The sequence below is a fragment of the Azospirillum sp. UENF 312511 genome, from assembly GCF_058780635.1.
Window position 1 is genome coordinate 7,501 of record NZ_JBSNCG010000002.1, and the last position, 25,204, is coordinate 32,704.

Annotated in this window: 21 protein-coding genes (1 of these 21 cut by a window edge); 14 read left to right on the forward strand and 7 right to left on the reverse strand. The window is 69.0% G+C overall.

Going from position 1 to position 25,204, the window contains the following annotated elements; genetic code table 11:
- Positions 1–374, forward strand: partial view of a hypothetical protein gene (locus ACWPN7_RS08400; protein WP_014200085.1) — the 3' portion only. It extends 52 nt beyond the left edge of the window; only the last 374 of its 426 coding nucleotides appear in the window; its start codon lies beyond the left edge, outside the window; it ends in the stop codon at positions 372–374.
- Between the two features lie 138 nt (positions 375–512).
- Positions 513–857: a hypothetical protein gene (locus ACWPN7_RS08405; protein WP_247875145.1), complete on the forward strand. Its 345-nt coding sequence runs from the start codon at positions 513–515 to the stop codon at positions 855–857.
- An 81-nt stretch (positions 858–938) separates the two neighbouring features.
- On the opposite strand, the gene ACWPN7_RS08410 is transcribed toward ACWPN7_RS08405, so the two are convergent.
- On the reverse strand, positions 939–3,011 hold the full coding sequence (locus ACWPN7_RS08410) for a cellulase family glycosylhydrolase (protein WP_459198193.1): 2,073 nt from the start codon (positions 3,009–3,011) through the stop codon (positions 939–941).
- A 390-nt stretch (positions 3,012–3,401) separates the two neighbouring features.
- Here ACWPN7_RS08410 and ACWPN7_RS08415 point away from each other — a divergent pair, with 390 nt between their 5' ends.
- Positions 3,402–3,812 (forward strand): hypothetical protein, encoded by a 411-nt coding sequence (locus ACWPN7_RS08415; RefSeq protein ID WP_247881803.1) that lies wholly within the window; start codon positions 3,402–3,404, stop codon positions 3,810–3,812.
- Between the two features lie 56 nt (positions 3,813–3,868).
- Here ACWPN7_RS08415 and ACWPN7_RS08420 read toward each other — a convergent pair whose 3' ends face one another.
- Entirely contained in the window at positions 3,869–4,219 is a 351-nt protein-coding gene (locus ACWPN7_RS08420; RefSeq protein WP_040138256.1) for a hypothetical protein, read from the reverse strand.
- Positions 4,220–4,470: 251 nt separating this feature from the next.
- Here ACWPN7_RS08420 and ACWPN7_RS08425 point away from each other — a divergent pair, with 251 nt between their 5' ends.
- The 8 genes from ACWPN7_RS08425 to ACWPN7_RS08460 all read left to right on the forward strand — a co-directional run bounded on the left by ACWPN7_RS08425 (position 4,471) and on the right by ACWPN7_RS08460 (position 13,968).
- Positions 4,471–5,733: a GTP cyclohydrolase II gene (locus ACWPN7_RS08425; protein ID WP_040138257.1), complete on the forward strand. Its 1,263-nt coding sequence runs from the start codon at positions 4,471–4,473 to the stop codon at positions 5,731–5,733.
- On the forward strand, positions 5,730–6,938 hold the full coding sequence (locus ACWPN7_RS08430) for a URC4/urg3 family protein (RefSeq protein WP_459198194.1): 1,209 nt from the start codon (positions 5,730–5,732) through the stop codon (positions 6,936–6,938). Before ACWPN7_RS08425 ends, ACWPN7_RS08430 begins: the two co-directional genes overlap by 4 nt.
- A 29-nt stretch (positions 6,939–6,967) precedes the next feature.
- Positions 6,968–7,603, forward strand: a complete 636-nt coding sequence (gene upp, locus ACWPN7_RS08435; RefSeq protein WP_459198195.1) for a uracil phosphoribosyltransferase — start codon at positions 6,968–6,970, stop codon at positions 7,601–7,603.
- Between the two features lie 148 nt (positions 7,604–7,751).
- Entirely contained in the window at positions 7,752–8,756 is a 1,005-nt protein-coding gene (locus ACWPN7_RS08440; RefSeq protein WP_149651695.1) for a BMP family protein, read from the forward strand.
- A 195-nt stretch (positions 8,757–8,951) separates the two neighbouring features.
- On the forward strand, positions 8,952–10,499 hold the full coding sequence (locus tag ACWPN7_RS08445) for an ABC transporter ATP-binding protein (RefSeq protein ID WP_349621906.1): 1,548 nt from the start codon (positions 8,952–8,954) through the stop codon (positions 10,497–10,499).
- 201 nt (positions 10,500–10,700) lie between these two features.
- Entirely contained in the window at positions 10,701–11,750 is a 1,050-nt protein-coding gene (locus tag ACWPN7_RS08450; protein ID WP_014200097.1) for an ABC transporter permease, read from the forward strand.
- Between the two features lie 5 nt (positions 11,751–11,755).
- Complete coding sequence (locus ACWPN7_RS08455; protein WP_459198196.1) at positions 11,756–12,679, forward strand: ABC transporter permease; 924 nt, start codon at positions 11,756–11,758, stop codon at positions 12,677–12,679.
- Entirely contained in the window at positions 12,679–13,968 is a 1,290-nt protein-coding gene (locus tag ACWPN7_RS08460; protein WP_459198197.1) for an amidohydrolase family protein, read from the forward strand. Before ACWPN7_RS08455 ends, ACWPN7_RS08460 begins: the two co-directional genes overlap by 1 nt.
- Before the next feature lie 51 nt (positions 13,969–14,019).
- Here ACWPN7_RS08460 and ACWPN7_RS08465 read toward each other — a convergent pair whose 3' ends face one another.
- Positions 14,020–16,083, reverse strand: a complete 2,064-nt coding sequence (locus ACWPN7_RS08465) for a methyl-accepting chemotaxis protein (protein ID WP_451996354.1) — start codon at positions 16,081–16,083, stop codon at positions 14,020–14,022.
- Positions 16,084–16,534: 451 nt separating this feature from the next.
- Between ACWPN7_RS08465 and ACWPN7_RS08470 the strand changes: the two genes are divergently transcribed.
- Together ACWPN7_RS08470 and frc are read left to right on the forward strand one after the other, a co-directional pair.
- On the forward strand, positions 16,535–16,963 hold the full coding sequence (locus tag ACWPN7_RS08470) for a PAS domain-containing protein (protein WP_040138264.1): 429 nt from the start codon (positions 16,535–16,537) through the stop codon (positions 16,961–16,963).
- A gap of 82 nt (positions 16,964–17,045) precedes the next feature.
- A complete protein-coding gene (gene frc / locus ACWPN7_RS08475; protein WP_014200103.1) occupies positions 17,046–18,296 on the forward strand; it encodes a formyl-CoA transferase in 1,251 nt (416 codons plus the stop codon).
- Between the two features lie 127 nt (positions 18,297–18,423).
- Here the strand turns inward: frc and ACWPN7_RS08480 are convergent, their stop codons facing one another.
- On the reverse strand, positions 18,424–18,684 hold the full coding sequence (locus ACWPN7_RS08480) for a hypothetical protein (RefSeq protein ID WP_014200106.1): 261 nt from the start codon (positions 18,682–18,684) through the stop codon (positions 18,424–18,426).
- Between the two features lie 97 nt (positions 18,685–18,781).
- On the opposite strand from ACWPN7_RS08480, the gene soxR reads away from it, so the two are divergent.
- Positions 18,782–19,243: a redox-sensitive transcriptional activator SoxR gene (soxR, locus tag ACWPN7_RS08485; RefSeq protein ID WP_014200107.1), complete on the forward strand. Its 462-nt coding sequence runs from the start codon at positions 18,782–18,784 to the stop codon at positions 19,241–19,243.
- Positions 19,244–19,680: 437 nt separating this feature from the next.
- Here soxR and ACWPN7_RS08490 read toward each other — a convergent pair whose 3' ends face one another.
- The 3 genes from ACWPN7_RS08490 to ACWPN7_RS08500 all read right to left on the reverse strand — a co-directional run bounded on the left by ACWPN7_RS08490 (position 19,681) and on the right by ACWPN7_RS08500 (position 25,120).
- The gene (locus ACWPN7_RS08490) at positions 19,681–20,526 is read right to left on the reverse strand and encodes an IclR family transcriptional regulator (protein ID WP_051140212.1); all 846 of its coding nucleotides are present in this window, start codon (positions 20,524–20,526) and stop codon (positions 19,681–19,683) included.
- Between the two features lie 108 nt (positions 20,527–20,634).
- Positions 20,635–23,388, reverse strand: coding sequence for a formate dehydrogenase subunit alpha (gene fdhF, locus ACWPN7_RS08495; protein ID WP_200775754.1), 2,754 nt, complete (start codon positions 23,386–23,388; stop codon positions 20,635–20,637).
- A 1-nt stretch (position 23,389) separates the two neighbouring features.
- The gene (locus ACWPN7_RS08500) at positions 23,390–25,120 is read right to left on the reverse strand and encodes an NAD(P)H-dependent oxidoreductase subunit E (protein ID WP_051658802.1); all 1,731 of its coding nucleotides are present in this window, start codon (positions 25,118–25,120) and stop codon (positions 23,390–23,392) included.
- Between the last annotated feature and the right edge of the window lie 84 nt (positions 25,121–25,204).

Consider the following 25,204-nt stretch of genomic DNA (forward strand, 5'->3'; position numbering starts at 1 on the left):
CCAGCCCTGCCGCTCCGCGGTGCGAGCATTGCGGGCGGCCGCACGGCCATACGTTGCGCTGTTTGCCGGACGGCCGCTGGCTGTCGCCCGACGGGATCTGGTTCAGCGACGAAGGCGATCCGGCCCCCTGGCCGGACGTGGTCGAGTATGCCGGGGTCCGGACCTCGCGCAGCATCGTCGGACAATACCGCCGCGCCGCGGCGATCGAACGGTCCGCCGAGAAGGCGATGGCCGAGAAGGCGATGGAACGGCGGTGGCTGTGCCGGCGTTGTCATATGGTCACCGCGCGCGACGAGCATCGGCGCGTCACCCGGACCCGGTCCCTGATGCGCCTCGCGCTCGGCGACCTGTTCGAGGGAACCTACACCATCTGAAGGGCTGCTCGGCCCTTCCGGGGAAAGAAAGCCAGACATTCCATGCAGAACGGACATTCGACGCGCCGCGGGGCCGAGCCGCGGCGTACGGTGGGGGACTCCGCTTCGCGCCCCGCGAGGCCGGTCGATCCGGTCGTGATGGCTCTGAACCTGCTGAACGGTTCCCGCACCCGGGCGGCGCTTCTGAAAGCCGTGGAGGAACGGGTGAAGACGGATGCGGAGGAACGCCGCCGCTTCGCCGCCGCCGCCGGGCGGGTGCAGGGCGCCACGGGCGAGCAGGCGCTGACCCAGGCGGTCGGCAATTACCTGCGCGACCTGTCCCGCCTTCCCGAAGCCGGGCGCAGCGGGCCCTATCTGTGGCTGGCCGAGACGGTCGCCATCCTGGCCGGCGGCGGGCGTCCGGGGCAGCCGGCCAGCCTCTTCCGCGACCCGCGGGCCGAGGCTGAAGCGCTGTTCCGCCCGCGCGGAGCGGCCTCGGCGTAACGGCGGCGCTGGAAAACGGGAGAAGCCCGGCGCCGGAGATTCTCCGATGCCGGGCGCTTCCTCAACGGACCACGCGTGCGATCAGGCGATGGTGCCGTCGAACAGGGCCGGTTCGATGGCGTGCATCTTCGCCGTGTTCACCGTCCAATCGTCGGTCATGATGCCGCCGGTGTCGCCCGAGCCCGGGCTCCAGGCCCAGTAGGTGAAGCTGACGCCCTGGTCGCCCGCCGCCAGGTCGGACTTGCCGTCGCCGTTGTAGTCGCCGTCCATGTACTTGACCATGGCGTCGAGCCACTGTTTGTCCTGGCTGGTCTCCAGCTTGGTGCCAAACTCGCCGACCAGGACCGGCGCGATGTCCTTCTGGACGATCCAGCCCCAGGCGTCCGTCCAGATGTCCTTCATGTTGTTCGGATAGCTGGGATCGTTGAACCAGCCGAAGCCGGCCATCGACGGCGGGTAGTCGTGGACGGAATAGACCAGCTTGTTGTCGACGTTGAAGTCGACCGGGTTGGTCTTCACGCCGTCCAGGTTGCCGCCCCACCAGTAGGTGCCCTCGGACGAGTTCTCGACGCCCTCGACGATCAGCAGCCAGTTCGGGTTGACCGACTGCACGGCATTGCCGATGCGCTCCGCCGCGGCCTTCCAGTCGGTGGCCTGGTTGCCGTCACCCCAGGTGGCTTGGCCGTGCGGCTCGTTGTGCAGGTCGGCGGCGACGACCGACGGGTTATCGGCGTAGCGCTGAGCCAGCATCTTCCAGTTTTCGATCATCTTCGATTCCGGGTACTGGTCGGTGTACCAGAGCCCGTTCTCGTTGGCCGAGGCACCGTCGCCGGAGCGGTGGTGGTCGAGGATGATCTTCATGCCGGTCTGATCGGCGTATTCGATGATCTTGTCGAACACCTCGAGGCTGGTCTTGCCCTGAAGCTCCGGGTTCTTCGAATAGTCGATGCCGGTCGGCATGCGGCCGTTGTCCAGCATGGCGTCCGACCAGGGCAGGCGGATGGTGTTGAACCCCTGGTCCTGCATCTGGTTCATGATGTTCTTGTAGCTGTCCTGCCACAAGCCCTGCGGAGCGAAGGCATAGCCCTCCGCACCGAACCAGTTGACGCCGGTCAGCTTCACGTTGTTGCCGGCGCTGTCGACGATCTGGCTGCCTTCGGTGTGCAGGTAGCCGCTGCTTGACCCGGCCCCGCTGTCGGTGGAGGGGGTGGTCACCGGGGCGGCCGGCGTCGTGCTCGGCGACGTGGAGGGCGCGGAGGCGGAGCCGGAGGTGAACAGGCCCTTGTCGGCCTCCACCACCAGCGTGCCGTTCCACCACAGGTCGGCCTGCCCCTTGATGACGTCCTTGCCGTCGAGCGCGCCCTTGTCGTAGCTGACCGCGGAGCCGGTCGGGGCGTATTCGTGGCCGTTGATGGTCACGCTGCCGACGTGCAGGTTGCGGTCCTGGCCGTTCACCGTGGCGTCGTTGTCGTACTGGACCTGGATCTTGTGCGCCTGATCGGCGGCCAGATCGGTCTTGAAGGAGAAGTCCTTGGACTCGGTGCCGGCCGTGCCCTCACCGATCTTCTTGCCGTCCGCCAGCACCGTGAAGTGCGCGTTCTGGCCCGCCGCGGCGGTGCCGCGGGCGTTGATGGTGATGTTCGAGGAGCCGGTGGCGGCGGAGGCGTCGCTGCCGCCCGTGGCGGCGCTGTCGGCCTCCGGCGCGGCGGGGGTGCTGCCGGACGTGGCCGTATTGGTGGCCGTGTCGGGCGTGGCACCGTAGAGCGACGCCGGGGTGGAGAAGCTCAGCGCCCCGTTCCACCACAGGCCTTCCTGGCCGGCCATGGTCCCGCCGGCATCGTCGTGCCGCTCGTAGCTCGCGTCGGTCGGGCTCAGCGTGTGGCCGTTGATGACGATGGACTTGATGCCCAGGTCGCGGTTCGACCCTGCGTTCACATCGTCGTTGTCATAAACAACCTGGACTTTGTGTGCCTGACCAGAGGAAACGTCAACGTCGAATGTATAGGCTTTCGGCTCGGCCGAGCCCACCGACGCCTGACCAACATCCTTGCCGTCGATCATCAGACGAAAGTGAGGATTCACAGCGTCCGAAGAGGTGCCATAGGCGTTCACGACGATTTTGGACTTGGTCAAACCAGTGGAGGTCGTCGCCATTTGTCTATTCCATTGCGGTTTCGATGGCTAGACCGTGACCCCGGATCGTTAACGAGATACTAACAATTCCTTTAAAATGAATTAACCATTTGTGGCAAATAGGAGCGGCCGACCGCAGGCATTGCCTGATGCGGCGGCGCAACAGCAGGCCAGCCCTGGGTTTGCGGGGGACGTGCCGGGGACACCGCCGCCGCCCTCGCGCAGGACCGTTCGGTGCCCGTGCCCCAGTCTGGTCACAGGCGGGAGGTCACCCCATTCACATCCGGGATGCCCCCATCGTCCCGGTATGGACAGCGTGGTGCGAGCCGGCGCGGAGTCCGCCCTTCCGAAGTGTCAACCCGTGGGCGAAGCCGCGCGTGCTACACTGTGCGCCACGACGGATGGTGGATGATGACGAGCATGAGGATGGTGGCGGCGCTTTGGACAGCGGCTTTGGCGACAGCCCTGGCAACCGCGCTTGCCAGCGCGCCGGCTCAGGCGTCTCCGGCCCCCGCCATGGGGCAGAGCGTGTCGCTGGTAACCACCAGCGGGTCAGCCACTTTCAAGCTGTGCCGCAACTGGGTCTTCACCCACACCTGCCGCGAGTACGGCAACGTGCCGGTGCCGGCGCGCATCGCGGCGGGCGATTCGTTTGAAATCACCTTCGGCAGCAACCCGAAGACGATGTGGTTCCGGGTCAAGGCCGTCCTGCTTCAGGACGGACGTTGCTTGCTGATCCCCAAGCACGAGGACATGCCCGCCAAGGGCGAGGACGAGCCGGTGGACATGCTGATCGTGGACCCCTGCCGCGTCCTGCGATGAAGGTCCTGCGGTAAAGGCGCGCCCGGTCGCGGGCCGCCTTCCGCAGGACGGCGGACTCAGCGCAGCGGGATGTTCATCTGCACGCTGAGACCCGGGGCGGGCGCGTAATAGACCGGCGGCGGCGGTGCGTAGACCACACGCGGGGCCGGGGCGTAGTAGACGGGCGGCGGGCGGCGCATCACCACGACCGGCGGAGGCGGCTCGTAAATCACCACGGGGCCGTGGTCGCGGTGGTGATGCTTGTGCTTGTGCTTCTTCCAGCGCCCATGGTCGTCGGCCATGGCCGGAGCAGCCAGCGCCACGGTCAGCACCAAGCCTCCCAGCGCCACGCCCCAGCCACGCTTGCCGGGCACACGCTTGCCGAAACCACCATTGCCTGAATGGCCCGCGCCTGAGTGGACGGACATTCCCTGCATCCTTTTTCTGCGATCGGTTGACCCGATCCTAACAGCAGATCGTGTGCCCAAGCTCTGGCTCCAACCATCCGCGCTGGGACAAATTTCGGGCACCCCTTATTCCCCGAAGGTGGTGCCCCCCGGCGGAAATGGCGGGTCGAAAACCGAACGAACGTCAGAGGTTGCGGCCATTCGATTTGGTGTTCGCAGGCGCCGAAACTGTGTCACACTGTCGCATGGTGAATGGCATCGGGAGCGTCCGTATGGAAAGCCGCCGCAACCAGCCGCAACGTCACATCGTTCTCGCCTCGCACCCGACCGGCGGCGCCAAGCCGCGCTACACCCCGGTCCACTGGGGCGCCCCCACCGCTGCGGAGCGCGGGCCGGTCGTCGCCTCCCTCTCCGATCCGGCGCAGCGCAATTCCATCGGCGCCCACGCCGGCAGCTATGCGGTCTACCGGGCGCTCGCCGTCGCGGCGGGTCAGCTCAGCGCCTATCACGTGCCGGACCTGACCAACACCGCCCCGGCGGAGCCCATCGGCCCGCACCCGCAATGGGGCGATCCGGAGAAGATCGTCTCCATCGATCCCTTCGGCCACATGGTCAGCGAGGCCTTCGGCGATCATCTGGCGCGCGGTGTCGACGTCCGCCCGACCATCGCCGTGACCAAGGCGCGCATCAAGATGCCGGAGCTGGTGGACGCCATGCGCGCCGGGCGGCTGGCGGCGGACGGCCAGATCCTGCTGCCCAGCGGCGACGCCCGCGTGACCAAGGTCGCCATCGAGCCGGTGTGGTTCCTCCCCGGCATCGCCAAGCGCTTCGGCATCACCGAGAGCGCGCTGCGCCGCGGCCTGTTCGAGCACACCGGCAGCATGTTCCCGGAGCTGGTGACCCGCCCCGACCTGAAGGTCTTCCTGCCGCCGATCAACGGGCTGACCGTCTACATCCTGGGCGACGTGGCGGCGCTGACCGACCCGGCGCGCAAGGTGACCTGCCGGGTCCATGACGAGTGCAACGGGTCGGACGTCTTCGGCTCCGACATCTGCACCTGCCGCCCCTACCTGACCCACGGCGTCGAGGAGTGCATCCGCACCGCCCAGGAGAACGGCGCCGGCCTGGTCATCTACAACCGCAAGGAAGGGCGCGCCCTCGGCGAAGTGACCAAGTTCCTGGTCTACAACGCGCGCAAGCGCCAGCCCGGCGGTGACCGCGCGGAGGCCTATTTCGAGCGGACGGAGTGCGTGGCCGGCGTTCAGGACATGCGCTTCCAGGAACTGATGCCCGACGTCTTCCACTGGCTGGGCGTCACCCGCATCGACCGCATGGTGTCGATGAGCAACATGAAGTCCGACGCCATCCGCCGCGCCGGCATCGAGATTGTCGAGCAGATCCCGATCCCGGAGGAGCTGATCCCCGACGACGCCAAGGTGGAGATGGACGCCAAGAAGGCCGCCGGCTACTTCACCCCCGCCGTGCCGACCGCGGAGGAGTTGACCGTCGCCAAGGGCCGGGGGCTGACCGATTGAGCGCCGTCAGCGACGACGATGTGGGGTGGCTGCTCTCCGCCAACGCGGTGCGCCAGCGCGCCCACGCGATCCTGGCGAAGGCCGAGCACGGCGACCTCGCCCATTTCGAGCTTCGCCCGGAGCGGCTGCTCGATGCCGCCGCCCTGGTCGCCGCGGTAACGCGGGAGTCCTACCCGGACCTCGACGTTCCCTACCACAGCCGCTGGCGGCACTTCGTGGTGAACGGCGACGACCGCTGGGCGACGCTTGCCGCCGGGTTGAGGGCGGACGCCGACGAGACCGCGCGCATCCGCTTCGACCTCGCGGTGACCAGCGTTCTGCTCGACGCCGGGGCGGGCGACCGCTGGCGCTACCGCGACGCCGCGGGGGTGGAGCTGGCCCGCTCCGAAGGGTTGGCCATCGCCAGCTTCGACCTGTTCCGCTCCGGCGGCTTTGCCGACGATCCAGTCCACGCCCCTCTGCGCGCCGACGCGGCGGCCCTGTCCGCCATGACCGAGACGGCGCTCGCCCGTGGCTTCCAAGCCGGGCCGGACAACCCGCTGGTCGGGTTGGAGGGGCGCGCCGCCCTGCTGCACCGTCTGGGAAGCGCGCTGACCGCCGCGCCCGACCTGTTCGGCACGCCGGGGCGGGTCGGCACCCTCTACGACGCGCTGAAGTCGCGGGCCGTGGACGGTACGCTTCCCGCCTCCGCCATCCTCGACGCGGTGTTGCGCGGGCTGGGACCGATCTGGCCGGGCCGGATCGAGCGCGGCGGCATCAATCTCGGCGACAGCTGGACCCATTCGGCGGTCGGCCTCGTCCCCTTCCACAAGCTGTCGCAATGGCTCAGCTACTCGCTGGTCGAGCCGCTGGAGGGGGCGGGCATCGCCGTCACCGGGCTGGACCGGCTGACCGGCCTGCCGGAATACCGCAATGGCGGGCTGCTGGTGGACAGCGGCGTTCTGGTGCCCAAGGACCCGCGCCTTCTCACCGACGAGTTGGAGGTGGGGGACGAGGCGGTGGTGGAGTGGCGCGCCCTGACCGTCGCCCTGCTCGACCGCCTCGCCGACGACGTGCGCGCCCGTCTGGGCGTGCCCGCGGAGAGCTTCCCGCTCGCCAAGGTTCTCCAGGGCGGGACCTGGACCGCCGGACGCCGGATCGCCCGCGAGCGCCGCCCCGGCGGCGGCCCGCCGATCCGCATCCGCAGCGACGGAACCGTCTTCTGATGTGACGCCAACCACCCGAAGGGTTGCCCATGCCCATTCCGACACTCACCGTCATCGACCATCCTCTGGTCCAGCACAAGCTGACCCTTCTGCGGCGGCGGGAGACCCCCACCGCCCGGTTCCACGAGGTGATGCGGGAGGTGTCGCAGCTGATGGGTTACGAGCTGACGCGCGACCTTCCCCTGGAGGACCGCTCGGTGGAAACGCCGCTGGCCAGCTTCGACGCGCCGTTGCTGACCGGCAAGAAGCTGTGCCTCGTCTCCATCCTGCGGGCCGGGCAAGGGCTGCTGGACGGCATGCGCACGCTGCTGCCGTCGGCCCGCATCGGGCATATCGGCCTCTACCGCGACCAGGAGACGCTGACCCCCGTCGAGTATTTCTTCAAGGTGCCGGAGGACATCGAGGAGCGGATGGTCATCCTGGTCGATCCCATGCTCGCCACCGGCCACACGGCGGTCGCGGCGGTGCACCGGCTGAAGGACGCGGGTGCGGCTTCGATCAAGCTGGCGGTGCTGGTGGCCGCCCCGGAGGGCCTGCGCAATTTCCACGACGCGCACCCCGACGTGCCGGTCTTCACCGCCGCGGTGGACGAGCGGCTGGACGAGAACGGCTACATCCTGCCCGGCCTGGGCGACGCGGGCGACCGGCTTTACGGCACCCGCTGAGAATCGTTGCCGCCCATTTGGTCACATGCCACCCTGCCGACCCGTGAGAGCCGCAGCAGGGCTGACGCGCACGGAATGGCATTGCCGTTGCAACGCCTCTGCTGCACATCTGTGCCGAAACAGCAAAGCAGACGGAGGGGGTTGCAAAATGGGGAATCTGTTGGGCGTGGCGCGGCGCGCCGTCCTGTGCGGCGCGGCGGCGGCCGCCGTCGCGGTGATGGCTCTGCCCGCCTGGGCTCAGTCGAAGGTCAAGGTCGCCGGCATCTACACCGTGCCGATCGAGCAGCAGTGGGTCAGCCGCATCCACACCGCCCTGAAGGCCGCCGAGGCCCGCGGCGAGATCGAGTATGTCTGGGCCGAGTCGGTCGCCAACACCGATTATGAGCGCGTGATGCGCCAGTACGCCGAGGGCGGCCAGCAGCTCGTCTTCGGCGAGGTCTTCGGCGTCGAGCGCGCAGCCCGCGCCGTCGCGAAGGACTATCCCAAGACCGCCTTCGTCATGGGCTCCAGCTTCAAGCCGCAGGAGCCGAACTTCTCGGTCTTCGACAACTACATCCAGGAGCCGGCCTATTTGACCGGCATGATCGCGGGTGCGGTGTCCAAGTCGAACGTCATCGGCATGGTCGGCGGCTACCCGATCCCGGAGGTGAACCGCCTGATGAACGCCTTCATGGAGGGCGCCAAGGAGGTGAACCCGAACGTGAAGTTCATGGTCAGCTTCATCGGCTCCTGGTTCGACCCGCCGAAGGCCAAGGAAGCCGCCTTCGCCATGATCGACCGCGGCGCCGACGTGATGTACGCCGAGCGCTTCGGCGTGTCCGACGCCGCCAAGGAGCGCAAGGTCCTGGCCATCGGCAACGTCATCGACACCCAGCCGCAGTACCCGGACACGGTGGTCGCCAGCGCGCTGTGGCACATGGAGCCGTCGGTGGACCGCGCCATCGCCGCCGTGAAGGCCGGCAGCTACAAGGCCGAGGATTACGGCCCCTACAGCCAGATGGTCCACAAGGGCTCCAGCCTCGCCCCGCTCGGCACCTTCGAGGGCAAGGTTCCTGCCGAGGTGATAGCCAAGGTGAAGGCCCGCGAGCAGGAGATCCTCGACGGCAAGTTCACCGTGAAGGTGAACGACAACGAGCCCAAGTCGACGATGTGATCCACATTTCCTTCTCCCTCCTGTGAGGGAGGCCATCGAACCCTCTCCCCTCTGGGGAGAGGGTGGCCCGAAGGGCCGGTGAGGGGGTTGCGCTTTTGCCGGACGTGCCGAGACGCGCAACCCCCTCACCCTAACCCTCTCCCCGGAGGGGAGAGGGAATATGTTTCTTGCCTCCCCGGCACCCCGCGGACATCCATGACATCACCCCCCATCGTCCTCCGCCTCTCCGGCATCACGAAGCGGTTCGGGCCGCTCGTCGCCAACGACTCGATCTCGCTGACGCTCCACAAGGGCGAGGTGCTGGCCCTGCTGGGCGAGAACGGCGCCGGCAAGACGACTCTGATGAACATCCTGTTCGGCCATTACGTGGCCGACGAGGGCAGCATCGAGGCGTTCGGCCAGCCGCTTCCCCCCGGTTCCCCCCGCGCGGCGCTGGCCGCCGGGATCGGCATGGTCCACCAGCACTTCACGCTCGCCGACAACCTGTCGGTGCTCGACAACATCGCCGTGGGCACGGAGTCGCTATGGCGACCGCGCTCCGACCGCGCCGCCGCCAAGGCCAAGCTGCTCGACCTCGCCCGCCGCTTCGGACTGGAGGTGCGGCCCGACGCGCTGGTCGGCGACCTGTCGGTGGGCGAGCGGCAGCGGGCCGAGATCCTGAAGGCGCTCTACCGCGACGCCCGCGTCCTGATCCTGGACGAGCCGACCGCGGTGCTGACCCCGCAGGAATCGGCCAGCCTGTTCGACACGCTGCGCCGCCTGACCGCCGACGGCTTGGCCGTGGTCTTCATCAGCCACAAGATGAACGAGGTCTTCGCGGCCAGCGACACCGTCGCCGTGCTGCGCGGCGGGCGCCTCGTCGCCACCCGCAGGACCGCCGAGACCGACCGCGAGGAGCTGGCCGAGCTGATGGTCGGGCGCGCCCTGAAGCCGCCCACCCCCGCCCCGCTGGAGCCGGGCGAGCCGGTGCTGACGCTGTCCGGCGTCACCGTCGCCTCCGGCCACGGGCGCCCGCTGCTCGACGGCGTGGACCTGACCGTGCGCCGTCGTCAGATCGTCGGCATCGCCGGCGTGTCGGGCAACGGGCAGACCGCGCTGGCCGAGCTGATCAGCGGCCTGATCCACCCCGACTCCGGCACCATGGCGCTGAAGGGAGAAGCCGCCGGGAACGCCAGCCCGGCGGAGATGGTCCGGCGCGGCGTCGCCCGCATCCCGGAGGACCGGCATGCCGCCGGCCTCGTCGGCGCCATGGCGGTGTGGGAAAACCTGATCGCCGAGCGCTACCACGACCCCGCCTTCCAGCGCTTCGGCCTGATCCGCCGGGGGGCTGCCCGCGCCTACGCTGAGGAGGTGATCGAGGCGTTCGACGTGCGCTGCCCGGGGCCGGACGCCCGCACGCAGCTGCTGTCCGGCGGCAACATGCAGAAGCTGATCCTGGGCCGCACGCTGGCCCACGGGCCGGACCTGATCCTGGCGAGCCAGCCTACCCGCGGCCTGGACGTCGGCGCGGTGTCCTACGTCCATGGGCGGCTGCTGGAGGCCCGCGCCGCCGGGGCCGGGGTGCTGGTGATCTCCGAGGATCTGGACGAGATCCTGGCGCTGGCTGACGGCATCACCGTCGCCTATCACGGGCGCCTCACCCCCGTTCTGCCCCACGGCCGCGTGTCGGTCCGCCAGCTCGGCCTGCTGATGGCCGGGCATTGGGAGATTTTGCCGGAGATCGTCGGGGAGGGCGTCCAGTGAACCAACACCGTCCACCGTCATTGCCGCGAAGGGGCACTGCCGGCGCCGTTGCCCCCTCCCCGACCCTCCCCCGCGTTGCGGGAGAGGGTGCCTTGGGCGAAGCGGCGGCAGTCCCCTCCACCTCGAAGAGGGGGAGGGTTAGGGAGGGGGCAGCGGCGGTGCCTGAATGCCGCCGCAGGGAAAACGAACAAGGAAAAAACCATGCGGCTTGAACCGCGAGAGCATACCCCGCTGGCCGCCCGCCTGCTGGCGCCTGTGGCGGCAGTGGTGGCGGCGCTGGCGCTCTGCGCGCTGCTGGTCGCCTGGACCGGCGCGCCGGTGCTGCGCGCCTACGGCCTGCTGCTGGAGGGAGCCGCCGGCTCCCGCTTCGCCCTGACCGAGACGCTGACCCGCGCCACCCCGCTGATCCTCACCGGCCTCGCCGCCGCCGTCGCCTTCCGCGCCAAGCTGTGGAACATCGGGGCGGAGGGGCAGCTCTACATGGGCGCGCTCGCCGCCGTCGTGCTGGGCGGCGGGATGCTGGACCTGCCGGCCTGGCTGCTGCTGCCGACCGTTATGATCGCCGGGGCCGCCGCCGGGGGCGCCACGCTGCTCGGCCCCGCCGTGCTGAAGGTGCGCTTCGGCGTGGACGAGGTGGTCACCACGCTGCTGTTGAACTTCATCGTCCTGCTGCTCGTCTCCATGCTGCTGGAGGGCGCGCTGAAGGACCCCATGGGGATGGGCTGGCCGCAGTCCGCCCCGGTCGTTGAGGCGGCCGAGCTGCCCAAGCTGGTGGAGCGCACGCGGCTGCACACCGGCCTGCTGGTCGCGCTGGGCCTGTCGGCCCTGCTCTGGCTGATCGACACCCGGACCATCTGGGGCTACGAGAACCGGGCGGTCGGCGCCAACCCGCGCGCCGCGGCCTTCGCCGGCATGCCGGTGACCCGCGTCATGCTGCGCACCGCCCTGCTGTCCGGCGGGCTGGCCGGTCTGGCCGGGGTGATCGAGGTCTGCGGGCTGAAGGGCTACCTGACGCTCGACCTGTCGCCTGGCTTCGGCTACAGCGGCATCGTCGTCGCCATGCTGGCGCAGTTGCACCCGGTGGGCGTGGTCGGAGCCGCGGTCTTCATCGCCGGCATCTTCGTCGGCGCCGACGCCATGAGCCGCGCCATGCCGGTGCCCAACTACATCGCCGACGTGCTCGTCGCCACCAGCTTGCTGTGCATGCTGGTCGCCGGGCTGCTGACGCGCTACCGGCTGCGGCGGGGGTGAGCGCCATGGAGCTGTTGCAAACGATCCTCGACATCCTGGTCTCCGCCGCCTTCTGGACGGCGGTGCTGCGCATCGCCACCCCCTACATCCTCGGCACGCTGGGCGAGCTGCTGTGCGAGCGGGCGGGCGTGCTGAACCTCGGCATCGAGGGCATCATGACGATGGGCGCCATGGCCGGCTGGATGGCCGTCTACCAGGGCGCCGACCTGTGGACCGGCGTGCTGGTGGCGGCGCTGTGCGGCGGGCTGATGGGGCTGCTGCACGCCACCCTGACGGTACCGCTGGGCCTGTCGCAGCATGTGGCGGGCATCGGCGTCACCCTGCTCGGCACCAGCCTGTCCTACTTCGTCTACCGCCTCGTCCTGCCGCAGGCGAGCACCCCGCCGACCGTCGAGCCGTTCCAGCCGCTGGCCCTGCCCGGCGCGCTGGCCCAGACGCCGATGACCTACATGGCGCTGATCCTGGTGGCCGTGGTCGCCTACGTCCTCTACCGCACGCCGGTCGGTCTGGCGGTGCGCATGGTCGGCGAGAATCCGGCGGCGGCGGAGGCCCAGGGCTTGAGCGTCACCGCGGTGCGCATCGGCGCGGTGGTGGCGGGAAGCGCGCTGATGGCGCTGGCCGGGGCCTTTCTCACCCTGTCGGCCTTCAACGCCTTCTTCTTCAACATGGTCAACGGGCGCGGCTGGATCTGCATCGCGCTGGTCGTCTTCGCCTCCTGGCGACCCGGCAAGGCGCTGCTGGGCGCGGTGCTGTTCGCCGCCTTCGACGCGCTGCAATTGCGGCTTCAGCAGGTGGCGGGGGGCGTCCTGCCCTACCAGCTGTTCCTGATGATGCCCTACCTGTTGAGCATCCTGGCGCTGGTGCTGGTGGCGCGCCGCGCCTCCTACCCGCGGGCGCTGATGATCCCGTACCGCAAAGGAGAACGCTGATGTTCGATCTGATCCTGCGCCGCGCCACGCTGCCCGACGGCCGCACCGGCATGGACATCGGCGTCCGCGAGGGCCGCATCGCCGCGGTGGAAAAGGACCTGCCCGGCCCCGCCGGGGAGGAGATCGACGCCACGGGCCGGCTGGTCACGCCGCCCTTCGTCGATTCGCACTTCCACATGGATTCCACGCTCAGCTACGGCCTGCCCCGGGTCAACCGCTCCGGCACGCTGCTGGAGGGCATCGCGCTGTGGGGCGAGCTGAAGCCGCAACTCGTCCAGGACGCCATCGTCGAGCGGGCGCTAGCCTATTGCGACTGGGCGGTGGCGCGTGGCCTGCTGGCGATCCGCAGCCATGTGGACATCTGCGACCCGCGCCTGCTGGCCGTGGAATCGCTGCTGGAGGTCAAGCGGCGGGTCGCCCCCTACCTGGATCTGCAGCTCGTCGCCTTCCCCCAGGACGGCGTCCTGCGCGCGCCCGGCGCGGTGGAGCTGCTGAAACGCGCGCTCGACATGGGCGTGGACGTGGTCGGCGGCATCCCGCATTTCGAGCGGACGATGGCCGACGGTGCCGCCTCCGTGACGCTGCTTTGCGAGATCGCGGCGGAGCGCGGGCTTCTGGTCGACATGCATTGCGACGAGTCGGACGACCCGCTGTCCCGCCATGTCGAGACGCTGGCCTACGAGACGCAGCGGCTGGGGATGCAGGGCCGGGTGACCGGTTCGCACCTTACCTCCATGCATTCCATGGACAACTACTACGTCTCCAAGCTGATCCCGCTGATGGTCGAGGCGAAGCTCGGCGTCATCGCCAACCCGCTCATCAACATCACGCTCCAGGGCCGCCACGACACCTATCCCAAGCGCCGCGGCATGACCCGCGTGCCGGAGCTGATGGGTGCCGGCCTGACCGTGGCGCTGGGTCACGACTGCGTGATGGACCCCTGGTACCCGCTCGGCTCCGGCGACATGCTGGAGGTCGCGCACATGGGCCTGCATGTCGGGCAGATGACCGGCTATGATGGGATGCTCGCCTGCTTCCGCGCGGTGACCGAGGCGCCGGCCAAGCTGCTGCACCTCGACGGCTACGGGCTGGAGGTGGGCTGCCACGCCGATCTGGTGGTGCTCCAGGCCGCCGACCCGGTGGAGGCGATCCGCACCCGCGCCACCCGCCTGTTCGTCCTGCGCCGCGGCGCCGTGGTCAGCCGCTGCGCCCCGGTGGAGGCCCAGCTTTCCCTGCCGGGCCGCCCGGAGTCGGTGTCCTTCACCCTGCCTACGGCGCGGGCGCGGTAACGTCCCGCAATCCTTCCCTCTCACTTCCGGGGAGATGGAAGGCCCCGCGGATCACGCCTTGTGGACACCGGCGACGAAGCGGTCGATTTCGCGCGCCAGTTCCTTGGACTGACCGGCCACCCCGGCGGCGGCGGCGAGGAGCTGGTCGGCGGCGGCGCCCGTATCGCCCGCCCCGGCCCGGATCTCGCCCATGCCGCCGCTGACCTCGCGGGCGCCGTCGGCGGCCTGCAGGACGCTGCGGGCGATGTCGCGGGTGGCGGCGGACTGCTGGTCCACCGCCGCCGCGATGCCGGACGCGATGCGGCTGACCTGGGCGATGGTTTGGCTGATGCCGCGCACCGCCTCCACCGCCTCGCCCGTCGCGTCGCGGATGCCCTTGATCTGGCCGACGATGTCCTCGGTCGCGCGGGCGGTCTGGTTGGCCAGGCTCTTGACCTCGCCGGCAACCACAGCGAAGCCCTTGCCGGCCTCGCCAGCGCGGGCCGCCTCGATGGTGGCGTTGAGCGCCAGCAGGTTGGTCTGGCCGGCGATGTCGTTGATCAGGCCGACGACGGCGCCGATCCGCTCCGCGCTGTCGGCCAGCACGACGACCGCCGAGTCGGCGCGCTTCACGTCGGCCACCGCCGCCTCGGCGATGCGGGCGGACTCACCCACCTGCTGCCCGATCTCCTCCACCGAGGCCGACAGTTCCTCGGTCGCGGCGGCGGCGGTCTGCACGTTGTCGGCGGCGGAATGGGCGGAGAGCGTCATCCGCTCCGACCGGCCGTGGGTCTGCTCGGCGATGCCGGTGAGGGCGCGGGCGGTGGATTCGAGCTGCTGCGCGGCCGAGGCCAGCGCCCCGGTCAAGCCGCCCGCCCGCTCCTCGAAGCCGCGCTGCAGGTCGAGGAGGGTGGCGGTCCGCGCCTCCCTGGCGCGCCACTCCGCCTCCTGCTGGCGGCCCAGGTCGCGGGCCTGCACCAGACCCTGCTTGAACACCCCGACCGCGCGGGCCATGGCGCCCGCCTCGTCCTTGCGGTCGGCGCCGGGGATGGCGGCGGCCAGATCGCCGGCGGCCAGCCGGTCCATGGTGACGGTCAGCCCGGCGATCGGCCGGGCGATGCCGTCGCCCACCCGCCACGCCACCAGACCGCCGAGCAGGATGCAGCCCACCCCGACCAGGACGGTCAGCAGGGTCAGCCGGTTGGCGTCAGCCATCACGCTGGCCTGCGGCGCGGCGACCAGGAACGACCACGCGCCGTCGGCGCCGGTGAAGCGCACCGGCGACAGGCGCAGGTAATAGGGGGCACCGCCGAGCGTGACGACGCCGTCGTAGGCCCGCCCCTCGGCGATGGCGCGGCGCGCCTCCTCCGGCAGGTCGTCGGCGGGATGGGACAGGCGGCTGGCGTCGGGATGGGCCACATAGACCCCGGCGCCGGTGAGCACCGCCGCGTGGCCGTCGCCATAGGGCTTCACGCGGCGGACCAGATCGGTCAGTCCGCTCAGCGTCAGGTCGACGCCGGCGACGCCGATCACCCGGTCGCCGTCCTTCACCGGTGCTGCGGCGCTGGTCATCAGCGTCTTGGTCAGATCGTCCAGATAGGGTTCGGTCAGCACCGGCTTCCCGGCCGCGGCGGCGGCCCGGTAATATTCCTTCTCCTTCACGTCGGAGAAGGGATAGCCCTCGCTGTCGTCGGCCTTGGGGCCGGGCAGCCACAGCAGGCTCATCCGCCCGGTGCCGGGCAGCCCCAGAATCTCGGCGGCGCGGTCCAGCCCGGCTACCTCGCGGTCGCGCCCGTCGAAGCCGTCGTCAGCCATGTCCACCCACACCCCGGCGTAGAGGGGGCCGACCGCCATCAGGCGGTTGAGGTAGCGGTTGACCGTCTCCCGGCGCGGGGCGCCGGTGGAGCGTTCCACCTCCACCAGCGCGGCGGCGGAACGGGCGTCAGCCAGGGCGGCGGAGATGTCGGCGGCCACCCGCGCGCCGTGATGGTCGGCGGTTTCGGCCACCAGGGTCGTGACCGCCCGCTCCGCGGCGTCGCGCGACAGGAACAGGGAAACCGAGGTGACCGCCGCCGCTCCCACGGCCAGGACAGCGGTCATGCCGATGATGATCTTGGTTCTGAAACGCCCCGTCATGCCCCTACCCTGTTCGAGCCGCCGCCCCGGATCAGAGGCGGTCGGCCATCTTGGCACACCGAAAACCGAACGGCCATATCTGCCGGCTACGGATCATCCGCCGGCTCAACGGTGGCGAGCGCCCTCCCTCCCCCTCATCCGCCACGGACGAGGCGGGTGCCGGTTTTATACCGGAGGCTTCATGGCGGCTCCCTGGTGCCGGAACGGACCCGGATGCGCGCATCGGGCCGCCCCCTCTCCCAGTCTCCGGCATTTGCCGCAAAAGGTCCGAAGCGCGATTAGTTCGCCTAACGCACAAAAGGGCTTGCCAGGCATTTCGCATCTGGTATACGGTATCTCACATCCCATCGCGCTTCGGAAACGAAGTGCAAAACCAAGGGCGCGGGCGTGTTTTGAAGAAAACATGACGGCGTCGGAAGGTTTCGGGTCCGGTGTCGGAGCGAATGCTTTCATGAGCGCAACAGTCGATTTCGCACAGCTGGTCATGGCCGCCGGGGACGCGATCGTCGTGTCCGACGCGCAGGGCGCCATCACCCTGTGGAATCCGGCGGCCGAGCGGATGTTCGGCTTCGCGGAGGGCGAAGCGCTGGGGCAATCGCTCGACATCATCATCCCGGAACGCCAGCGCCAGCGCCATTGGGACGGCTACGCCAACACCATGCGCACGGGCCAGACGCGCTACGGCAGCGATGTGCTGCGCGTCCCGGCCCTGCACAAGGACGGGCACGCCCTGTCCATCGCCTTCACGGTCGCCCTGCTGACCGCGCCGGACGGCTCGGTGACCGGAATCGTCGCCATCATCCGCGACGAGAGCAGCCGCTGGGCCGAGGAGCGCAAGCTCCGCCGACGCCTGTCGGAGTTGGAGTCCGCAAGCCAGTAACCACAACCCATCCCGCCAGTTTGTCCGTGTTGTCCAGTGCTCAACAACGGCATCGCAATAAGTGAGAGGGAGTAAACGAGCCATGAGCAAGCCGCTCGAAGGAATCAAGATCATCGACTTCACCCACGTTCAGGCCGGCCCCGCCTGCACGCAGCTCCTCGCCTGGTACGGCGCGGACGTCATCAAGGTGGAGCGGCCGGGTTCCGGCGACGTCACCCGCAACCAGCTCCGTGACATTCCCGAAGCGGACGCGCTCTACTTCACGATGCTGAACAGCAACAAGCGCTCGCTGACGCTGGACACCAAGACCCCGCAGGGCAAGGAAATCCTTGAGAAGCTGATCAAGGAGTCCGACGTCCTCGTGGAGAACTTCGGTCCGGGCGCGCTCGACCGCATGGGCTTCACCTGGGAGCGCATCAACGAGCTGAACCCGGGCATGATCGTCGCCTCGGTGAAGGGCTTCAGCGACGGCCACCATTACGAAGACCTGAAGGTCTACGAGAACGTCGCCCAGTGCGCCGGCGGTGCGGCTTCGACCACCGGTTTCTGGGATGGCCCGCCGACCGTCAGCGCCGCCGCTCTCGGCGACAGCAACACCGGCATGCACCTCGCCATCGGCATCCTGACCGCCCTCATGGGCCGTTCGAAGACCGGCAAGGGCCAGAAGGTCGCCGTGTCGATGCAGGACTCGGTCATCAACCTCTGCCGCGTCAAGCTGCGCGACCAGCAGCGTCTCGACCGCGTCGGCTACCTGGAAGAGTACCCGCAGTACCCGCACGGCGAGTTCTCCGACGTGGTTCCGCGTGGCGGCAACGCCGGCGGCGGCGGTCAGCCGGGCTGGGTCCTGAAGTGCAAGGGCGCCGAGACCGACCCGAACGCCTACATCTACTTCACCATCCAGGGCCACGCCTGGGCGCCGATTTGTAAGGCTCTCGGCAAGCCGGAGTGGATCGACGATCCGGCCTACAACACCGCCCAGGCGCGTCAGGACAAGATCTTCGACATCTTCGCCTTCATCGAAGGCTGGCTGGCCGACAAGACGAAGTACGAGGCGGTCGACATCCTGCGCAAGTTCGACATCCCGTGCGCCCCGGTGCTGACCATGAAGGAAATCGCCGAGTGCCCGTCGCTCCGCAAGAGTGGCACGATCGTCGAGGTCGACCACAAGGCCCGCGGCAAGTACCTGACCGTCGGCAGCCCGATCAAGTTCTCCGACATGACCGTCGAAGTAACCGGGTCGCCGCTGCTCGGTGAGCACTCCGACGAGGTTCTGGCCAGCCTCGGCTACACCCCGCAGCAGATCGCCGAGTTGCACGCCAACAAGGTTGTCTGATCGCTTCCCGACAGTCTGACGGCACACCTCGCGAAGACGGCGCCCCCAAAAGGGGCGCCGTTCCTTTTTGTGCGCCCGGCGCCCCGCTCTCTCCAGGGCCCGCTCTCTCCAGGGAGAGAGAGCGCTTTCAGCGCAGCCACTCCCTCACTTCACGGATGCGCTGGTTGCCCTCCGGCGTGCGGGCGTAGGCCTTGCCGTACTGGGTCTCGTATTCGCGCACAAAGCCCTGGCGCAGCAGCCCGTCCAACACCGGGCGGACGATGGCCGGCTTCAGGTTCGCGGCCTTGGTGATCGTCAGGAACGAGGCCGGCAGAGCCGTCACCTCCGGCCCCGGCGTGGCGCGCAGGGTGTTGAGCGAAGTCCAGTCGACGGAGGTTGGTGAAATCATCGGCTACCCTCGATGCGGCGCGCTGTTGACTCTCTCTCGATACGACCTCAACTTCACTTGAGGTCAAGAGGTTCCGAACCCCAGGGGAGGCCCGGCGATGGCGATTCTCGATCCCGCCGACATGGACAAGGACCTTTCCGTGGGCGAGGTCGCGGAACGCTCCGGTGTGGCAGTGTCCACCATCCACTTCTACGAATCAAAGGGGCTGATCGCGAGCTGGCGGAGCAGCGGCAACCAGCGCCGCTTCCCCCGCGACGTGCTCCGGCGCATCGCCGTCATCAAGGTGGCCCAGCGCCTGGGCGTTCCCCTGGCCACCATCGCGCAGGCGCTGAAGACCCTGCCGGACGGCCGCACCCCCACCGCAGAGGACTGGAAACGCTTGTCCGCAGCCTGGAAAGCGGACCTGGACGAGCGCATCGCCGTGCTCACCAAGCTGCGCGACGGGCTGGAGGGGTGCATCGGCTGCGGCTGCCTGTCGCTCGGTGAGTGCCCGCTGCGCAATCCCTGGGACGAGCTGTCGGAGGACGGGCCCGGCCCGCGCCTGCTCGATCCGCGGTGACATCCGCGCTGTTTTGCCGCACCGCAGCATGGCCTCCTCATCCGGCTCCGCCTCGGCAATAAAAAGGCCGTGCTGTTTCCAGCACGGCCAGTATCCGAGAGGCTCGCATATAATGCGGAGCAACAACCCGCCCGATACAAAGGGTGATGAACCCTGTGTAAGAAGAATGATGCCCGAGTCTTCGTCGGGACGCAACAAGGAATCTTAAGTTTCCACATTGCGGAAACAAAGTATTTTGCCAAAAAAAGACCGCGCCGTTGCGGGCGCGGTCAGTTTCTTCAGGGCAGCACTACGTGACAGGAAGGAAAACCGGGGTAACAGCCGCCCCAACCCAATCCGAAGGATTTGCGGATCGGGGCGGATCGCGCCTCCCGGCCGGCGCGAATTCGAATTCCGTAAGGGTGTTCCGGATCAGGCCCAGGGATCAGGCCCGGGGATCAGGTGGGAAAACGCCCGCCGATCTCGGCGGTCACCGCCGCGGCGGTGCGCTTGACCATCTCGCCGAAGGCCACGACGCGGGCGTCGTCCAGGCGCCGGTTGGTGCTCGACAGCGACAGGGCGCCGATGACGCGGGCCTGCTCGTCGTAGATCGCCGCGGCGACGCAGTGCAGGCCGCTGACCCGCTCCTCCTGGTCCACGGCGTAGCCGCGGTCGCGCGTCAGGATCAGCTCCCGGTGCAGCGCCGGGATCGACGACACGGTGGTCCGGGTGAACTGGCGCATGCCGCGCTGGGTCACGATGCTCTGCACCCGCGTGTCGGGCATGCCGGCGAGCAGCGCCTTGCCCACCGCGGAACAGTGCAGCAGCGTGCGGTCGGTGACGGGCAGCGCTGCCTGGGCGACGCGCGGACCGCCGACGCGGTGCAGATAGATGGCCTCGCCGTTCTCCTCGATGGCCAGATTGACGACCTCGCTGGTCTCCTCCATCAGCCGGCGCATCCGCGGGCGGGCGACGTCGAGCAGGCTGCGCGTCTTCAGGAAGCCGGTGCCGGTCATGTAGGCCTGCACCCCGACCGCCCAGCCGCGCTTTCCCTGGTCGAAGCGCACGTAACGCTCCTCCTGCAGGGTGGTCAGCAGACGGTGCGCCGTGGAGGGCGAGAGATGCGCCGCTTCGGCCACCGCGGTCAGGCTCATCGGGCTGTCCGACTGGCCGAGGATGGTCATGATGCTCAGTGCCCGCGACAGCGACTGCACGAGATTGCCCTTCGCCGCACGGTCCACGGTTTCCGCGCGGCCTTCGGCCCGCGGGGCCGGGGGTGCCATCATCAGCGCTTGCGTCTTCATCGCTCCATCCCTCTCGAAATCGTCCGGCGCTGTTGCATCGCGCCGTTGTCGTCCTCGGGTGTGGCGGCCCCCGGTTCTCCCTTGCGGGGAGCGGGGGCCGCCGGTTGGCTATGCCGCCGGCTCGATTCGGGCCGCGGCGAACTTGAACTCGGGAATCTTCCCGTAGGGGTCCAGCTTCGGGTTGGTCAGCACGTTGGCCGCCGCCTCGGCGTAGCAGAAGGGCACGAACACCAGCCCGGACGGGACGTTGTAGTCCGACCGCGCCTTCAGCTCGATGGTGCCGCGCCGGGTAGTGACCTTCATGCGGTCGCCGCCCTTGGCGCCCATCCGCCGCAGGTCCGCCGGGCTCATGTAGGCCACCGCCTCCGGCTCCAGATCGTCCAGAACCTGGGCGCGCCGGGTCATCGACCCGGTGTGCCAATGCTCCAGCTGGCGCCCGGTGGTCAGGACCATCGGGAACTCGGCGTCCGGCTCCTCGGCCGGCGGGATCACGTCGGCGGGGACCAGACGCCCGCGGCCGGTGGCCGTGGGGAAGCCGTCGCCGAAGACGATCTCCTGACCCGGATCGTCCGCGGACAGACTGGGGTAGGTGACCGAACGCTCACGCTCCAGCCGCTCCCAGGTGATGTTGTCGAGCGACGGCATCGCCCCCTTCATCTCCCGGAACACGTCGCGCGGATGCTCGTAGTTCCAGTCCAGACCCAGGCCGCGGGCCATGGCGTTGACGATCCACAGATCCTGCCGGGCCTCGCCCGGAGGCGGCAGGGCCTGCCGGCCGAGCTGGACCTGGCGGTTGGTGTTGGTCACCGTGCCGGTCTTCTCCGGCCAGGCCGAGGCGGGCAGAACCACGTCGGCGTATTTGGCCGTCTCGGTCAGGAACAGGTCCTGCACCACCAGATGGTCGAGCTTGGCGAGCGCGTCGCGGGCGTGCTCCACGTCCGGGTCGGACATGGCCGGATTCTCGCCCATCACGTACATGCCATTCAGCGAGCCGGCGTGGATCGCGTCCATGATCTCCACGACGGTCAGGCCGCGCTTGGAGTCGAGCTTGGTGTCCCAGAAATCCTCGTAGAAGGCGTGGACCTCGGGATCGTCCACCGGACGGTAGTCCGGGAACATCATCGGGATCAGGCCGGCGTCGGAGGCGCCCTGGACGTTGTTCTGGCCGCGCAGCGGGTGCAGGCCGGTGCCGGGGCGCCCGATCTGGCCGGTGACCAGCGACAGGGCGATCAGGCAGCGCACGTTGTCGGTGCCATGGGTGTGCTGCGACACGCCCATGCCCCAGAAGATGATCGAGCCCTTGGAGGTGGCGTAGAGGCGCGCAACCTCGCGGAGCTGCTCCGCCGGGATGCCGCAGACCGGCTCCATGGCCTCCGGGGTGAAGCTGGCGATGTGGGCGCGCAGCTCCTCGAAGTCCTGGGTGTGCTCCGCCACATACTGCGCGTCGTACAGCCCCTCGCTGATGATGACGTTCAGCATGGCGTTCAGCATCGGCACGTCGCGGCCCGGCTTGAACTGGAGCATATGGCTGGCGTGACGCTTTAGCACCTGGCCGCGCGGGTCCATGATGACCAGCTTGGCGCCGCGCTTGGCCGCGTTCTTGAAGAAGGTCGCGGCGACCGGGTGGTTCTCCGTCGGGTTGGAACCGATGACGACGATCACCTCGGCGTCCTTGGCCGCCATGAAGGGAGCCGTCACCGCGCCCGACCCGATGCCCTCGATCAGCGCCGCCACCGAGGAGGCGTGGCACAGCCGGGTGCAATGGTCGACGTTGTTGGTGCCGAAGCCGACGCGCACCAGCTTCTGGAACAGGTAGGCTTCCTCGTTGGAGCCCTTGGCCGAGCCGAAGCCGGCAAGCGCCGAACCGCCCCGCTCGTCGCGGATCTTACGCAGGCCGGCGGTGGCGACCTCCAGGGCCTCCTCCCAGCTCGCCTCGCGGAAATGGGTCAGCGGGTTGAGCGGGTCGATGTCCACGTCGTGCTTGGACACGCCCTCCTTGCGGATCAGCGGCTTGGTCAGGCGGTGCGGGTGGTGGATGTAGTCGAAGCCGAAGCGGCCCTTCACGCACAGCCGGTTCTTGTTGGCGGGACCGTCGCGGCCCGTCACCGACAGCAGCTTCTCGTCCTTGATGTTGTAGGTGAGCTGGCAGCCGACGCCGCAATAGGGGCAGACACTGTCGACCTGACGGTCCGGGGCGGCGGCGAAGACGCCGCTGGTCATGTCCACCTGGGTCTTCGGCATCAGCGCGCCGGTCGGGCAGGCCTGGACGCATTCGCCGCAGGCGACGCAGGTGCTGTCGCCCATCGGGTCGGCGAAGTCGAAGACGATCGTCTCCTTGTGGCCGCGCAGCGCCATGCCGATGACGTCGTTGACCTGGACCTCGCGGCAGGCGCGGACGCACAGGTTGCACTGGATGCAGGCGTCGAGCTGCACCGCCATGGCCGGGTGGCTGAAGTCGGGCTTCGGCGCGCATTCCCGGCTGGGGAAGCGGCTGTCCGAGACCTCCAGACGGTCGGCCCAGCGCCAGAACTTGCTGTCCGGGTCGTGGGCCTCCTCCCGCTTCGGCTGGTCGGCGACCAGCATCTCGATGACCATCTTGCGGGCGAACTTGGCGTTCTCGCTGGCCGAGCGGACGCGCATGCCCGGCGTCGGGTGACGCACGCAGGAGGCCGACATGGCGCGCTCGCCGTCGATCTCGACCATGCAAGCCCGGCAGTTGCCGTCCGCGCGGTAGCCCGGCTCGTCGGCGTAGCAGAGATGCGGGATCTCGGTGCCCAGACGGTTGGCGACCTGCCAGATGGTCTCGCCGGCGTGGGCTTCGACGAGCTCGTCGTCGAGGTGGAACAGGATGCGGTCGCTCATATCACCGGACCTCCCCGCGCAGATCGTCGCGGAAGTGCTTCAGCGCACTCTTGAGTGGGTTCATCGCGGCCTGACCCAGGCCGCAGATCGACGCCGTGCCCATCAGCCGGGCGAGCTCCGTCAGAAGCGGCTCATCCCACACCGGCTGCTTGATGAGCGCCACCGCCTTCTCCGTTCCGACGCGGCAGGGCGTGCACTGGCCGCAGCTCTCGTCCTCGAAGAAGTCCAGCAGGTTGCGCACGACCTTGCGCATGTCGTCCTGGTCCGACAGCACGACCACCGCGGCGGAGCCGATGAAGCAACCGTGCTGCTCCAGCGTGCCGAAGTCCAGCGGGATGTCGTCCATGCTGGCGGGCAGGATGCCGCCCGACGCGCCGCCGGGCAGATAGCCCTTGAGCGTGTGGCCGTCGGCCATGCCGCCGCAATACTCGTCGATCAGCTCGCGGATGGTGAGGCCGGCGGGGGCCAGCTTCACGCCCGGGTCCTTCACATGACCGGAGACGGAGTAGCTGCGCAGGCCCTTGCGGCCGTTGCGCCCGTGGCCGCCCCACCAGTCGGCGCCCTTCTCAAGGATGTCCCTGATCCAGAACAGCGTCTCGACGTTGTTGATGAGGGTCGGGCGGCCGAACAGGCCGACGACCGACGGGAAGGGCGGCTTGTGCCGCGGCAGGCCGCGCTTGCCCTCGATGCTCTCCAGCATCGCGGACTCCTCGCCGCAGATGTAGGCCCCGGCGCCGCGCCGCAGATGGATGCGGGTGTGCCCGGCAAGGCCGGCCTTCTCCACGGCGGCGATCTCGTGCTCCAGCAGCTCGCGGATGTGCGGGTACTCGTCGCGCAGGTAGATGTAGACGTCGGTCGCCTCGACCACCCAGGCGCCGATCAGCATCCCCTCCAGGAAGCGGTGCGGATCGTTCTCCAGATAGTAGCGGTCCTTGAAGGTGCCCGGCTCGCCCTCGTCCCCGTTCACCGCCATCAGGCGGGGGCCGGGCTCGTGGCGGACGAAGCGCCACTTACGGCCGGTCGGGAAGCCGGCGCCGCCGAGGCCGCGCAGGTTGGCGCCTTCCAGCTTGCCGAGGATGTCGTCCACCGGGACGTTGCCCGTCAGACAGTCGGCGAGCAGGCGGTAGCCGCCCTCCGCCTTGTACTGCTCCAGGCTGACATAGGTGGGGAGCTGCGGGTGCGTCTCGCCATTCTTCACGGCGGTGACCACGCTCTCGACCGTGGCGTTCTCGTGCAGGGCGTGGCCGATGGCCACCGCCGGGGCGTTGTGGCAGGCGCCCATGCAGGGGGCGCGCACCACCCGGACGTCCGGCCCCATGTCGGCGGCCTTCAGCTCGTCGAGCAGCGTCTCGCCGCCGGCCATGCAGCAGGACAGGCTGTCGCAGACCCGGACGGTCACGGGCGGAGGGGCTTCCTCCCCGTCCATCACGATGTCGAAGTGGGCGTAGAAGGACGCCACCTCGTACACCTCCACCAGGGCCAGCCGCATCTCGTGGGCGAGCGCCGCGAGATGGCGGGCGTGCAGCCCGTGATAGGTGTCCTGCAACAGGTGCAGATGCTCGATCAGCAGGTCCCGCTGCCGGGACCGGTCACCGAGAAGTTCCTGCACCTCCGCCAGGGCCGCCGGATCGACCTGCCGGCCCTTCGGCTGGGGCCGGGTGTTCCGGCGCCCCGAACCGGGATGGATGGAGCGCCTTTTCGTGTCGTCTTTGGCGACGATGGCCGTGTCCATGTCCGCCCTCCCCTCTCGTCTCAGGCTGATTCTTCGTAACGTTGGGATGTCGTGCAGTCGTTTGGAACCGCCCCCCGATTTTTC